12 protein-coding genes are annotated in these 12959 nt (G+C 68.2%); 3 read left to right on the top strand and 9 right to left on the bottom strand.

Annotation, left to right across the window (positions count from 1 at the left end):
• Window positions 1-5: 5 nt before the first annotated feature.
• A complete protein-coding gene (locus ABJF88_15810) occupies window positions 6-1034 on the top strand; it encodes a glycosyltransferase family 2 protein (GenBank protein MEP0548403.1) in 1029 nt (342 codons plus the stop codon).
• 14 nt (window positions 1035-1048) lie between these two features.
• Here ABJF88_15810 and ABJF88_15805 read toward each other — a convergent pair whose 3' ends face one another.
• The 9 genes from ABJF88_15805 to ABJF88_15765 all read right to left on the bottom strand — a co-directional run bounded on the left by ABJF88_15805 (window position 1049) and on the right by ABJF88_15765 (window position 9026).
• The gene (locus ABJF88_15805) at window positions 1049-1972 is read right to left on the bottom strand and encodes a DMT family transporter (GenBank protein ID MEP0548402.1); all 924 of its coding nucleotides are present in this window, start codon (window positions 1970-1972) and stop codon (window positions 1049-1051) included.
• 21 nt (window positions 1973-1993) lie between these two features.
• Complete coding sequence (locus ABJF88_15800) at window positions 1994-2407, bottom strand: DUF4293 family protein (GenBank protein ID MEP0548401.1); 414 nt, start codon at window positions 2405-2407, stop codon at window positions 1994-1996.
• A 78-nt stretch (window positions 2408-2485) separates the two neighbouring features.
• Window positions 2486-3505 carry an isocitrate/isopropylmalate dehydrogenase family protein gene (locus ABJF88_15795; GenBank protein MEP0548400.1) on the bottom strand — a complete coding sequence of 340 codons (1020 nt, stop codon included), beginning with the start codon at window positions 3503-3505 and terminating at the stop codon, window positions 2486-2488.
• A gap of 95 nt (window positions 3506-3600) precedes the next feature.
• A complete protein-coding gene (locus ABJF88_15790) occupies window positions 3601-4053 on the bottom strand; it encodes a biopolymer transporter ExbD (GenBank protein ID MEP0548399.1) in 453 nt (150 codons plus the stop codon).
• 39 nt (window positions 4054-4092) lie between these two features.
• Window positions 4093-4674, bottom strand: a complete 582-nt coding sequence (locus ABJF88_15785) for a biopolymer transporter ExbD (protein MEP0548398.1) — start codon at window positions 4672-4674, stop codon at window positions 4093-4095.
• Between the two features lie 97 nt (window positions 4675-4771).
• The gene (locus tag ABJF88_15780; protein MEP0548397.1) at window positions 4772-5059 is read right to left on the bottom strand and encodes a hypothetical protein; all 288 of its coding nucleotides are present in this window, start codon (window positions 5057-5059) and stop codon (window positions 4772-4774) included.
• 81 nt (window positions 5060-5140) lie between these two features.
• The gene (locus ABJF88_15775) at window positions 5141-5902 is read right to left on the bottom strand and encodes a MotA/TolQ/ExbB proton channel family protein (GenBank protein ID MEP0548396.1); all 762 of its coding nucleotides are present in this window, start codon (window positions 5900-5902) and stop codon (window positions 5141-5143) included.
• A 272-nt stretch (window positions 5903-6174) separates the two neighbouring features.
• Entirely contained in the window at window positions 6175-7905 is a 1731-nt protein-coding gene (locus ABJF88_15770; protein ID MEP0548395.1) for a S41 family peptidase, read from the bottom strand.
• Between the two features lie 311 nt (window positions 7906-8216).
• A complete protein-coding gene (locus ABJF88_15765; protein MEP0548394.1) occupies window positions 8217-9026 on the bottom strand; it encodes a glycosyltransferase in 810 nt (269 codons plus the stop codon).
• Between the two features lie 72 nt (window positions 9027-9098).
• Here ABJF88_15765 and ABJF88_15760 point away from each other — a divergent pair, with 72 nt between their 5' ends.
• Both ABJF88_15760 and ABJF88_15755 read left to right on the top strand, forming a co-directional pair.
• Window positions 9099-10793: a helix-hairpin-helix domain-containing protein gene (locus tag ABJF88_15760; GenBank protein MEP0548393.1), complete on the top strand. Its 1695-nt coding sequence runs from the start codon at window positions 9099-9101 to the stop codon at window positions 10791-10793.
• Window positions 10794-10877: 84 nt separating this feature from the next.
• A complete protein-coding gene (locus ABJF88_15755; protein ID MEP0548392.1) occupies window positions 10878-12938 on the top strand; it encodes a penicillin acylase family protein in 2061 nt (686 codons plus the stop codon).
• The last annotated feature ends 21 nt before the right edge of the window (window positions 12939-12959 follow it).

Below are 12959 nucleotides of genomic sequence, written 5' to 3'. Positions count from 1 at the left end.
GCCCCATGCCTCTCCCCCGCGTCTCCGTCGTCATCGTGAGCTGGAACGCGCTGCCGCTCCTGCAGCAGTGCCTCCCGTCCGTCGTCGCCACGGACTACCCCGACCTCGAAATCGTCCTCGCGGACAACGCCTCGACCGACGGCTCGGCCGAGTGGGTCGAGGCGACGTTCCCGTCTGTCGTCGTCGTCCGGCATCCGGAAAACTGGCTGTTCTGCCGGGGCAACAACGAGGCGATCCCGCACACGACGGGCGCCTACGTCTGCCTGCTCAACAACGACGTCGAAGTGCCGCCGGGCTGGCTGATGCCGCTCGTCGAGGCGATGGAAGCGCAGCCGGACGTAGCCGCCGTGCAGCCGAAGCTGTTGCAGTATGACGACCGCGGCCGGTTCGAGTACGCCGGGGCGAGCGGCGGCTTCCTCGACCGCTACGCCTACCCGTTCACGCGCGGCCGGATCTTTGACACCGTCGAGCGCGACGACGGGCAGTACGACAACGCCCGCGATGTGTTTTGGGCGACGGGCGCCGCCCTCCTCCTCCGGCGTTCCGCGCTCGACGAAGTCGGGCTGTTGGACGAGCGGTTCGTGATGCACATGGAAGAGATCGACCTATGCTGGCGGTTGTGGCGGGCGGGGTGGCGCGTCCGCGTCGAGCCCGCGAGCGAGGTCTACCACATCGGCGGCGGGTCGCTGCCGCAGGGGAATCCGCGCAAGACGTACTACAACTTCCGCAACAGCTTCCTCCTCCTGTGGAAGCACCTCCCGCGCCGCCACTTCCGCCGCGTCGTCGCCGGGCGCTACGCCCTCGACACGCTCGCCGCCGTGCGCGCCCTTGTTGCCGGCAACCTCGCGGAAGTCGACGCGATTCGCCGTGCGCATTTCGACTTTCGAACGCTGCGGAAGCACTACACGCCGCCGCCGGACGACATACCGCTTGTGCTCCCTCCATACGACTCCAGCATCGTCCGGGACTACTTCATCGGTAGGCACAAGACGTTCGCCGACCTGCCGACGGAGCGCTTCCGCTCGTTGCCGTAGACGACCCTGCGTGGCTACGCGGCGTTCTTCGCTTTCCGCAGGCGCGGCGCGAACACGACGGCGATCGAGGCCAGCACGACGGCCATCCCGACGAGTGCGAGCGGCCCCGGCACCTCGCTGAAGAGCACGAGCGCGAGGGCCGACGACACGATCGGCTCCGATAGTGAGAGCAGGCCGAGCAGCGCCGCCGGGAAATACTTCACCGCGTAGTTGAACGAGCCGTGCCCGACGAGTTGGGGGAAGACGGCCATCGCGAGGCAGAGCGCGAGGATCGGCCACGGCTGGAGCAGGTCGGTCCCGCGCACGAGCGCCGCCACGAGCGTCGTCACCGACGCCGTCGCGTAGAGCGGGAAGAGGTACGCGAGGAACGACGTGTGCTGCCGTACGGCGCGGCCGATCAGCAGATACACCGCCATCAGGAGGGAGGCCGAGAGCGCAAGCCCGTTGCCGAAGACCGCATTCGGGAACGCCCCTTCCGAGGCGTCACCGAGCCCGATCAGCCCCGCCCCCGCGACGGCGACGATGATCGCGATGACGGTCCGCCGCGCCAGCCGCTCGCGCAGGAAAACGAACCCGAGGACGGCGATGAAGAGGGGGCTCGTCGTCACGAGGACCGACGCGCTCGCCACGCTCGTGTGGTAGAGCGACTCGATCCACACGATGAAGTGGAGGCCGAGGACGACGCCCGCCGTCCCGATCAGCCGCCAGTCGCGGCCCGTGAATCGCCGCACCTCCGGCCCGATTTTCGGGAGGGCGAACGGGGCCAGCAGGATCGTCGCGAAGACGGTGCGCCAGACGGCGAGGGCGATGCCCGGTGCCGAGGTCCCGTACCGGATGAGGATCGCGCTCAGCCCGAGCGAGATCAGCCCCGCGACGAGGGCGAACGCGGCCCGCCGTGGCGTCTGCGATTCCTCAAGCGGGGGCGGAACGGCAGCCATAGCGGGCGGGAGCGGGAGACGCTAGCGCAGCCGGTCCATTGAGCGGACGAGCGCGATGTCCTTCTCGACGCCGCGCCGCGCGAGCCGGAGGAAGACGTACGCGACGATCGGCAGGAGGAGTGTGAGATAGAACGACGTAGCCCCGACGCCGAGGCTCCCCGCATCGCCGAATGTGAGCGCGACGAGCCCGCCAGCGATGACCAGCACGAGGAGAACGTCGAGCCACTGAGCGGCGAGCACCACCTTCCGCTGCTTCGCACGGTCCCGGTAGAGAAACACGGCGACGAGGGAGACGAGCGCAGCCAGTCCGCCCAGCACGAAGGCGACCGGCGTGATCCACGGATAGGCGACGGCGACCACGCCCTGCCACACCCCGCCGAAGACGAGGAACAGCACGAGGAAGGCCGCGGCGAACAGGAGGTACAGGGACTGCAAACGTTGGATCATCGGTCCAGAAATACGGCAGGGATTTGATGCATCAAACCCCTACGGAACGGTGGTACGGGATACGGTTCAGGAAGCGACGTGAGCCGCCACGCTCTCCGCGAGTCGCTCGGCGAAGGCGCTCGTCGAGGCCGAGCCGCCGAGGTCGGAGGTGAGGTGCGTCCCTTCGGAGTAGACCTCGAAGATCGCGGCGCGGACGGCGTTCGCCGCGTCCTTCTCCCCGAGGTAGCGCAGCATCATCTCGGCCGAGCGGATCATCGCCGTCGGGTTCGCCTTGCCCTGCCCCGCGATGTCGGGGGCCGAGCCGTGGACAGCTTCGAAGACGGCATGCTCCTCACCGATGTTCGCCCCGCCCGTCACGCCCAAGCCACCGACGAGCCCGGCCGCGAGGTCGCTCAGGATGTCGCCGAAGAGGTTCGTCGTCACGATGCAGTCGTAGCGCTCGGGGTAGACCACGAGTTGCATCGCCATGTTGTCCACGATCCGGTCGTCGAACTCGATCTCGGGGTAGCCGCGCGACGTATCGCGCCCGATCTCGAGGAACATCCCGCCGGCCATCTTCAGGATGTTCGCCTTGTGGACGAGCGTGAGCCGCTGGCGGTCCATCTTCTTGGCCTGCTCGAAGGCGAAGCGGATGATCTTCTCCGACCCCCGCCGCGTCACGCGCGCGATCGAGTCGGCGATCTGGTTCCGCTCGTCGAAGTACTCGATCCCCGCGTAGAGCCCTTCGGTGTTCTCGCGGAAGATGATGAGGTCGATGTTCTCGTAGCGCGCCCGCGTGTTGGGCAGCGAGACGCAGGGGCGGACGTTCGCAAAGAGGTCCAGCACCTGCCGGAGCTTGACGTTCGCGCTCCGGAAGCCGGTGCCGACGGGCGTCGTGAGCGGTCCCTTAAGCGCGATCTTGTTGCGCCGGATCGACTCGACGACGGCCTCGGGGAGCGGGTCGCCGCCGGTCTCGTACGCCGCCATCCCGGCGGTCTGCTCGTCCCAATCGAACTCGAGCCCGGTGGCTTCGAGGACACGGAGGGTAGCGTCGGTGACTTCCGGGCCGATGCCGTCGCCGGGCAACAGGGTGATGGTGTAGGCCATGAAACAGGAGGGGATAGACGGGCGGGGGAAACGAAAAAGCCCTACGCTCGGCAGGGCTCTTTCGCTGGAGAGAAGATAGGACCGGGGCGGGGGGCTTACGAGGGCGTCAGCCGCTTTGTCGAATAATTGATACGCAGCGTCCCGGCCTCGCGAAGCTCTTGCTGCACGTCGTAGAGGATGCCCGTCTCCGACTCCTCGTCCACGCGGAGCGAGATGATCGTCCGGGGCTCGTCCTGCAGCCGCCTGAACATAAGCTGCCGGATGTCGGTGATCTCGGGAACGAGCGCGTCGTCGATCTGCACGCGGTTGTCGCCGATCTGGTTGCCTTCCAGCTTCTCGGGTCCGATGTAGACGTACGAGACGAGCCGCTTCTGCTCGATCTTCTGAATGGCCTCGGCGTCGGGGAGCTGCACGCGCACCTTCAGGTCCACCTCGCGGAGCACGGTCGAAACCATGAAGAAGATGAGCAGCATGAAGATGATGTCCGGCAGTGAGGCCGTCGGAATCTCCTGCTTGGCGCGGGATTTCTTATGGAAGTGAACCGACATGGGCGTCGTTAGCGGTCAGGTGGAGGGCGGTGCGGGCGTTCAGGCCCCAGTCCCTTCGGAGGACGGGTTCGTGGCGTCGGGCTCGGCAATCGAGATGCGGTAGGGATACTCGCCCGAGATCTCGTCCTCGGCCCCTTCGGGCAGCCGGTTCCGGTAGTCGGCGTAGTCGCGGAAGCCGCGCGCGCGCGCCTCATCGTTGCGGAGCTCATTGAAGCCCATCTTGATCTCGTCGAGCACGGTGATGTACTGCTCGTACTTCGACTGCCGCTCCGTCTTGAACGAGACGATGGCCTTGTCTGGGCTGTCCGAGAACGCCGGATCCGCGCCGCGATTCGTGACGAAGCGCTTGACGGTGGGGCGGATGTCGCTGATCTGCACGAACTCCTTCTCGAGCAGCACATCGCCCTGGGAGTTCACGAGGATCGTGAGGATGTTCCGGTCCGGGATCTCCGGCGGCGGCGTGTCCTCTTCGAGCGGCGGCGGCAATTCCATGTAGATCCCCGTATCCACGTCGATCGTGGTCGTGACGAGGAAGAAGATCAGCAGGAGGAACGCGATGTCCGCCATTGAGGAGGTCGGAATCTCGGCCTCCCGACTGGTGCGACGCTTTAGCAAGCCCATGACGCGGTGGGGTTATAGGTCAAAAAAGCTGCCCGTGGTGACGTTAGAACGACGCCGGGCGGCCGGTTCGTATCCCGGCCTGCCCGGCGCGCACGACTCAGAAGCCGATTACGCCCTTGAGCCCGGTCACGAGGATGGCGACAATCCCGGCGACGAGGAGCACGAGCGCCGTCAGGATGACCGCCGTGATGGCCGGGTCCGGGCCGCCCGACGTGATGGCGTAGCAGATCCCGAAGACGACGAGCGGCAGCACCATCGCACCGATGGTCCAGATCCGGTGCTTGCCGGAAGCCAGCCCCTTGATGCCGAAGACGACGATGACCAGGAGGCCGATGGCGACCATCGCGAGCGACAGCCAGATAGCGATAGGAACGAGCCCTTCCATAGTGTTTTGTCCGGTCTAAGGTGTATGTAGGGGCGACCGGATGGTCGCCCCTACTACGGCGTGCAACGCGACGACAGGGCCTCAGACGCGCGTGCCGGTGAGGTCGTCGCCGGCGTCGGGGGCCTTGCGCGGGATGCTCTTGGCCGCGACGGGCTCGGCGAGCGGGCGGCTCCCCTCCATCAGCACGAGCGAGTCGATGAGCTCCACCGAGGCCTCTTCCATCTCGACCACGATGCGGTCGATCTTGGAGATCGCGTAGTTGTAGAAGAACTGCAGGATGAGCGCGACGATGAGGCCACCGACCGTCGTGAGGAGGGCCACTTTGATACCCCCGGCCACGAGGCTCGGCGAGATGTCCCCGGCCGACTCGATGGCGTCGAACGCCTCGACCATGCCGACGACCGTTCCGAGGAAGCCGAGCATCGGGGCCGCCGCGATGAAGAGGCTCAACCATACGAGGCCGCGCTCGAGGAAGCTCATCTCGATCGAGCCATACGAGACCACCGCTTTCTCGACGGCGTTGATGCCCTCGTCGGCGCGGAGGAGGCCGGCGTGGAACACGCTGGCGACGGGACCGCGGGTGTTCTCGCAGACTTCGAGGGCGCGGCTGATGCCCCCCTCGTCGAGCGCCGTCTTGACGCGGGCGAGGAACTTGCGCGTGTTCGTGTCGGCCATGTTGAGCGTGATGATGCGCTCGATGCCGATGGCCAGGCCAATGACGAGGCAGATCAGCACGGGCCACATGAACCCGCCGCCTTCGTTAAAGCGTCGGACGAGCTCGTTCGTGAACGAGGTCTCCGTCGCTACGTCTTGGAGCAACAGGACCAGCGAGTAGAGCTTCATAGATTACCTCCGGGGGCAATGCGGGTGAGCAACGATAGGATAGAACCGAGCCGCGCTTGGGCAGGTACGCCCGGCAGATGAGGGTGGGGCGGCACAGAGCGGCCCTCAATATCCCCAATCTCTTCGGGATTGTCAACGCAACTTGACGGGCATGGGCCCACATCGGGCCGCGAAATCTTCCGAGCGTGACGGTGCGTCCCCCCTCAGACACAGCGGGCGCGGCGGAGTTGCTCCCCGCCGCGCCCGCTGCAAAAAAAGCTCTTCGCCTGCCGCTACCGACGGCGCTCGGTCACGACCGCGAGGTCCGACGCCTGCGGCCACAGCTCCATCGCTTCCATAAAGATGGGGTCGATCGTCTGCACCACGGGATAGAACGACTCGATGCCGAAGAGGCGGCGGGCGAGGTAGGCCTTGACCCGTGCCTCGATCAGCGGACGGGCCTCGCGGAGCTCGGAGCGCGCGATCACGCTGTCACGCGCCTCGTCGTCGTCGGCCGGGGCGCGCTCGACGATCTCGACACCGTGGTCCTCCGCGTACGCGATGAAGGACTGGAAGAGGGCGTCGTCGGGCTCGAAGGTGCGGACGAACTCGTTCTCCCGGCTGCGCCACTCGTCACGCAGGGCGCTCCCCTCGCCGTCGAGGTAGGCACGAGAGAACTCGCTGTCGAGGCTGCGGGCGATCACCGTTCGGAGCGCGGCCGAGATCGTGTCGGCGGGCACGAGGTAGTCGGGGAGGATGCCGCCGCCGCCGTAGACGGTGCGCCCGCCGTCGGTCTGGAAGCGGAGCGAGTCCGGCACCTCTTCGGCGAGGGCCGTCGCGTCGATGGCGCCGCTGAGCCCGCCCGGCTGCTCGATAAGCTCGCGGAGGTGGTCGCGGTCCGCTTTCGCTAGCTCGACCTTCGAGGCGTAGTACTCGTCCTCATCCTCGCCCTTCGCATACGGCGTCTGGATGAGGCGGCCGGCGGGGGTGTAGTACCGCGAGATCGTCATCTGTAGCACGCTGCCGTCGTCGAGTTGGAACTGCTGCTGGACGAGGCCCTTGCCGAACGTCCGACGGCCGACGACGAGCGCGCGGTCGTGGTCCTGGAGCGCGCCGGCGACGATCTCGCTCGCGCTCGCGGAGTTCTCGTTGACGAGCACGATCACCGGCTTGTCCTCGAACGAGCCGCCCGCGCGGGCGCGGTACTCGCGGTTGAAGTCGCCGCGGCGGCTGCGGGTGTAGACGATCATGTCGTCGGCCGGGAGGAACTCGTCGGAGATACGGATCGCCATCTCCATGAGCCCGCCGGCGTTGTCGCGGAGGTCGAAGACGAGGCGTTCCATGCCCTGCGCTTCGAGGCTGCGGAGCGCCGTCATGAACTCGTCGTAGCTCGTCCGCGCGAAGCGCTGGAGCTTGATGTAGCCCGTCGTCTCGTCGATCATGTGGGAGGCGATGACGGTGTTGAGCGGGATCTCGTCGCGGGTAATCGTGAACGTCAGCGGGCGCTCGAAGCCTTGCCGCTTCACCGTCACGTCCACCTTCGTCCCCTTCGGGCCCTTGAGATACTTCTCGACGTCGGCCGTCTCCCACCCGATCGCCGTCGTGTCACTCACGTTGATGATGCGGTCGCCGGCGAGGAGCCCGGCCTCTTCGCTCGGGCCGCCCGCGATCGGCATCAGCACGGCGAGCGTGTCGCGCTCGTCGGGGCCTTCGAGGAATTCGTAGTAGATCCCGATGCCCTCGAACGAGGCCTCGAAGTTCTCCCGGACGCGCCGCATGCTCTCGGCGTCGATGTAGATCGAGTGCGGGTCGAGCCCTTTGAGCATGCCTTCGATAGCGTCGGCGGAGAGCTTCGCGGAGTCCACGCGCTCGACGTAGTTCCGGTTGATGAAGCTGAACGCCTCCTCGATCTTCCGGAGGTTGTCGGTGCCGGGGTCGCTAGAGGCCGCGTCCTGCGTCTGCATGCCGATCACGAGGCCGAGCACGCCGACAAATACGATAAGGAGGGGAGTTCTGAGCTTCATCGAGTCGGTCAGATTGAGGGTGAGGGCGCCAGAGAAGGGCGCGGCGTTCCCATTTAAGACATGGAACGCGCGGGGGTTCTGTGTGCGACGGCACACGATGCAGATCACTGCAAATATGACGCCGGGCGGGGGCACACGGGGGTAGAACGGGAGAGCCAACCCGGAATTGTGTTCGCGGCCCGCCGAGGCATCTCCGTGCGCAGGGCGCGGACGGTTACCGGCCTCGATGAAGCATCCGGCGACGGACTTCGGTGGACACGGTGTCCACCGGACGGGGCGCTCATTCTGCCGTCATGCTACCGAATTCGGCATCATCGCACCGGCTCCCACGATTCGGAGTAGGCGCGGCCGAAGAACGTGATGCTTGCCGAGTTCCGCAACCACTCCCACATCGTCCGCACGTACCCCGCCTGCCGGTAGCGCCGGGGATCCTCGTAGAGCACCCACCGCCACAAGAACCGGATGCGATCCTCGCCGCGCCGCTTCGCCCGCTGCGCGATCCGGTTGAAGAGGTCGAAGTCCTCGCCCGCCGCGTACGCCTCGTTGTAGCCGCCGACGGCCTCGAACACGTCGCGGCGGACGGCGTGGCACTCGCCGCGCCCCATCCCGCCGCCGACGAGGTTCAGCCCGTAAAACAGCACGTTGCACGTCCCGAGCACGACGCGGTCCGCCCACGTCGCCTCCGTCGGGTGGACGCCGACGCGGCACGTCGCGGCCCCGGACTCGGCCGCGGCGATGAGGTCGGCGAGGAAGGCGTCGGCGTCGTCGGGGAAGCGGACGTCGGCGTTGAAGAAGAGGAGCACGTCGCCCGTGGCGGCGGCGGCTCCGGCGTTGCGCCCGGCCGAGATCGTCTGCCGCTCCGGCCCGGCGTGCACGACGACGCGGTCGGCGAGGCGCTCGGCGACGGCGAGCGTGCCGTCGGTCGAGCCGCCGTCGGTCACGACGAGGTCAAGGCCGAAGCGGCGGCGGCGCTCGGGCGTGAACGTCTCCAACAGGGACCCGAGCCGCTTCACCTCGTTGAGCGTCGGGATGATGACGCTCACGCGCGCCGTCGCGGGTACGCTTCGCGGCGCGTCGGGCGGAACCTCGGCCGTAGCGGGGTGGGTTTCTGTAGGCCTCATGCCCCGAAGGTCGGCACCGCCGATGCGTCGGTGCAACTGCTTCCCCCTCCCCTTTCGCTTTCTCCCGTCTCCATGACCAACAAAGGCATCGCCCGCCGCCTCAAACTGACCGCCGACCTCATCGAACTGACCGGGGGGAACGCCTTCCGCGCCCGCGCCTACGGCAGCGCGGCCCGCACCGTGGACCGGATGGACGAGGCCGTCCTCCAACTCGTCGAGCGCGACGAGATGACGGACGTGCAGGGCATCGGCAAAGGCATCGCCGCCGACATCACCGCGCTCGTGACGACGGGCTCGTTCGAGACGCTCGACGAACTCGTCGAGACCCTCCCGCCGGGCCTGCTCGACGTGCTCCGCGTCAAGGGGCTCGGCCCGAAAAAGGCCCGCGCGCTCTGGACCGGCCTCGGCGTGACCACGCTCGACGACCTCGAAGAGATGGCGACGACGGGCCGCATCGCCGAGCTCGACGGGTTCGGGAAGAAGTCGCAGGACACGATCCTCGACAACGTCCATCAGCTCAAGCGCTACCGCGCGCGTCGCCGCTATTTCGACGCGCTCGGCGCCGTCGCTCCGCTCATGCAAGCGCTCCGCACGAACCCCGCCGTCGAGCGCGCCGAGCTAGCGGGCGACATCCGGCGCCGGCTCGAAACCGTCGCCACGGCGGATCTCGTCGTGGTGGGCGACGCCGACGCGCTCCGCGTCGTCCTCGCGCATCACGCCGCCGCCACCGATCCGACCGACGGCGCGTTCTTCGCCGGCACGCTCCCTGACGGACTCAGCATCCGGGTCTTCCACGCCGAGGCCGACGACTTCGCCCGCGCGTGGTGGCAGCGCACCGGCTCGGCCAAGCACGTCGCCGCATTCACCGAGCGGTTCGGCGAGCCCGAAGCGGCGGCGGACGAGGCCGCGATCTACGAGCGGCACGGCCTCGCGTTCGTCGAGCCCGAGCTACGCGAAGGGGACGGCGAACTCGACGCGGCGGCGGACGATGCGCTGCCCCACCTCATCACCGTCGGCGACCTGCGCGGGACGCTCCACAACCACTCGACGTACAGCGACGGCGCGCACACGCTGAAGCAAATGGCCGAGGCCGCCCGCGCGATGGGGCTCGAATACTTTGGCGTCTGCGACCACAGCCGGTCGCTCCAGATTGCCAACGGCCTCTCGGTCGAGCGGCTGCGCGAGCAGGCCGACGAAGTCCGCCAACTCAACGCTGCCTTCGCCGCCGACGCTGGCCCGCCGTTCCGCATCTTCCACGGCTCCGAGTGCGACATCCTCCGCGACGGCTCGCTCGACTACCCCGACGACGTGCTCGCCGAGCTCGACTTCGTCGTCGCCAGCATCCACTCGCACTTCAACATGACGGAGGACGAAGCGACAGAGCGGCTGACGAGGGCCGCCGAGCACCCGCACGTCTCGATCCTCGGCCACCTCACCGGCCGCCTCCTCCTCTCGCGCGAGGGCTATCCGGTGGACCACAGCCGGGTCATCGCCGCCTGCGCCGCACACGGCGTCGCCATCGAAGTCAACGCGAACCCGTACCGCCTCGACATCGACTGGCGCTACGTCCGCGAGGCCACGGCGCAGGGCGTGATGATCGCGATCAACCCCGACGCCCACGCCGTCGATGGGCTGAAAGATGTGCAGTGGGGCGTGGCCGTCGCGCGGAAAGGGTGGCTGACGCCCGCGCAGTGCCTCAACGTGAAGTCGATTGACGGCTTCGCCGTGTGGCTGGCGGCGCGCTCCGCTGCCACGGCGAGCGCGTAACGCGGATCGTGGCGAGGCCGCGCCGAGCGGCGCCTGCCGTACCTTTCCCGACTCCTCTCCGGTCCCCCAACTCCCCACCCCTCCGTGGCTCGCATCTTTACGGTCCTGCTCGTCCTCCTGCTCGCCGCGCTCGGGCTCGGTGTGCTCCTGTGGTACCTCGCCTACGGGACCGGCCCCGGATTCAGCGGCGAGGCCCGCGTGCCCGGCCTCACCGCGCCGGTGACGATCGCCTACACCGAGTCCGACATCCCGATTATCGAGGCCCAAAGCGAGGCCGACCTCTACGCCGGGCTCGGGTACGCCCATGCGTTGCAGAGCGCGTGGCCGATGGTACTCTGGCGGCAGGCCGCGACCGGCTCGCTCAGCACATGGTTCCAGGACTCGACCGCGCTCACGCTCGACCGCCACGCCCTCGCGCTCGGCTTCGGCGCCTTCGCCCGCCAGACCTACGACGCGCTCCCCGACGACGACCGCGCCGTGCTCGAAGCCTACGCCCGCGGCGTCAACCGCGCCTTCACCCGCGCCCGGCTCAATGAGGGCGACGAGTTCGTGCTCTTCGACGTGCGGGCCGAGCCGTGGCAGCCGTGGGACGCGCTCGCCATCGAGCGGCTCGTGGCCTACCTCGCCATCCCCGCCTCCGCCCTCCCCGACTCGACCGCGCCGGCTGCATACCGCGCGAGCCCACCGCTGCGCCGGTTCGTCGTGGCCGACTCCGTCTTCCGCAGCACGCTCTACCTCGGCGGGCTCGAGCACGCGCTCGCGTTCACCGTGCACGACGACGCCGGGACCTCGCTCGTGCAGCGGCAGGTCTACGGGAGCTCCGCGCTCCCTCTGTTCCAAGAGGTCGTGCTCCGGCAGGGAGGCCGGAGTACGCTCGTAGCCTCGATCCCCGGCACGCTCATGGTGCCCTCCGGCTACGACGGCGACACCGCGTGGAGCATTTTCCTAAACGGTACAACCACCCTCGCTCCCGTGGCCGATTCTCTCGCGCCCGATCCGTCGTACGCACGCGTCACCACCCGCAGCGGGAGCGAGTCGCTCGTGACGATTTACCGCGACGGGAGCACGTTGCTCCTCCACGACCCCAATGCCCTGCCCGTCGCCCCGCCACCCCCCACGATCGTGCGCGACACGACGGGCCGCGCCGTCGACACGCTACGTGCACCTGCGCAGCCCGCCTCATGGCGGCTCCGGTGGGGCGGGTTCAACTCGGGCACCGACCTGAGTGCGTGGCGAGCGCTCCTCCGTGGGGAGTTACCCACGTTTGGCCTGTTTCCCGGAGCAGGACTCGTCGTCGAAGGCGGCGAGGGGCGCGTGCTCGGCAGTCCGGCCGTCACCCGCACCCTGCCGGGCGGCGTTTTTGCAGGCAACCATCCGTGGGCGGAATACGTCGCCGAACGGCTCACGCTGCTGAGCGCCGACAGTGTGGCCCTCGACCCCACAACGCTGTTGACGGACGCTTACAGCACGTGGGCGGCCGAGCTCGCCCCGGCTATCATCGCCGTCCTCGGCGAGCCAGGTACCGTCGATGACGACATTCGCGATGCCTCGGCTTACCTCCGCGGGTGGGAGTTCCGCTACGAGCCCGCCTCGATTGCCGCCTCCATCTTCGAGACCTGGATGGAGGACTACCGCGAGACCACCGGAGCACTGCCCGACCTCGCCGTGGTCACCGCTCCACCTCCCCCGCCGGACTCGACCGGCTTCGTGCCCGTCCCCCCCGTCATCGCGGCGCTGAAGGCATCGTTCCGCCGTGCCCTGTCAGCGTTGGAGCAGGAGTACGGGCCGGTGGGAGCAGCGTGGCGCTGGCAAAACGTGCAACGTGCCACACGCTACTATCCACTCTTCACGCGCGACACCACAAAGACCGGACGGCAGCGCTTCGCGCCCACCCTCCGGCCCGACGGCGGACACCCGACGGCGCTCGCATGGGGCCCCTCGCTCCTCTTCCCGAGCGCGCGGTCGACGGCCGCGTGGGCGGCGAGCAGTAGTGCTCCCGGCTGGAGCCCGATCTGGATCCGCCACCGCAACCCGTACGAGAGCACGTCGCGGACCCGCCGCCTTACCGATCCCATCGAGCCGTACCGTGTCGATCCAGCGCTGACCCCGGAGCCGAGCATCCGGCTCCTCCCCGCCGACGGGTAGGGCTTCCCTTCCCCGCCGAAA

The organism is Rhodothermales bacterium, from assembly GCA_039944855.1.
Taxonomy (GTDB): domain Bacteria; phylum Bacteroidota; class Rhodothermia; order Rhodothermales; family JANQRZ01; genus JBBSMX01.
Note: the sequence above shows the minus strand (reverse complement) of the source record. Positions and strands in the feature narration are given on the sequence as shown.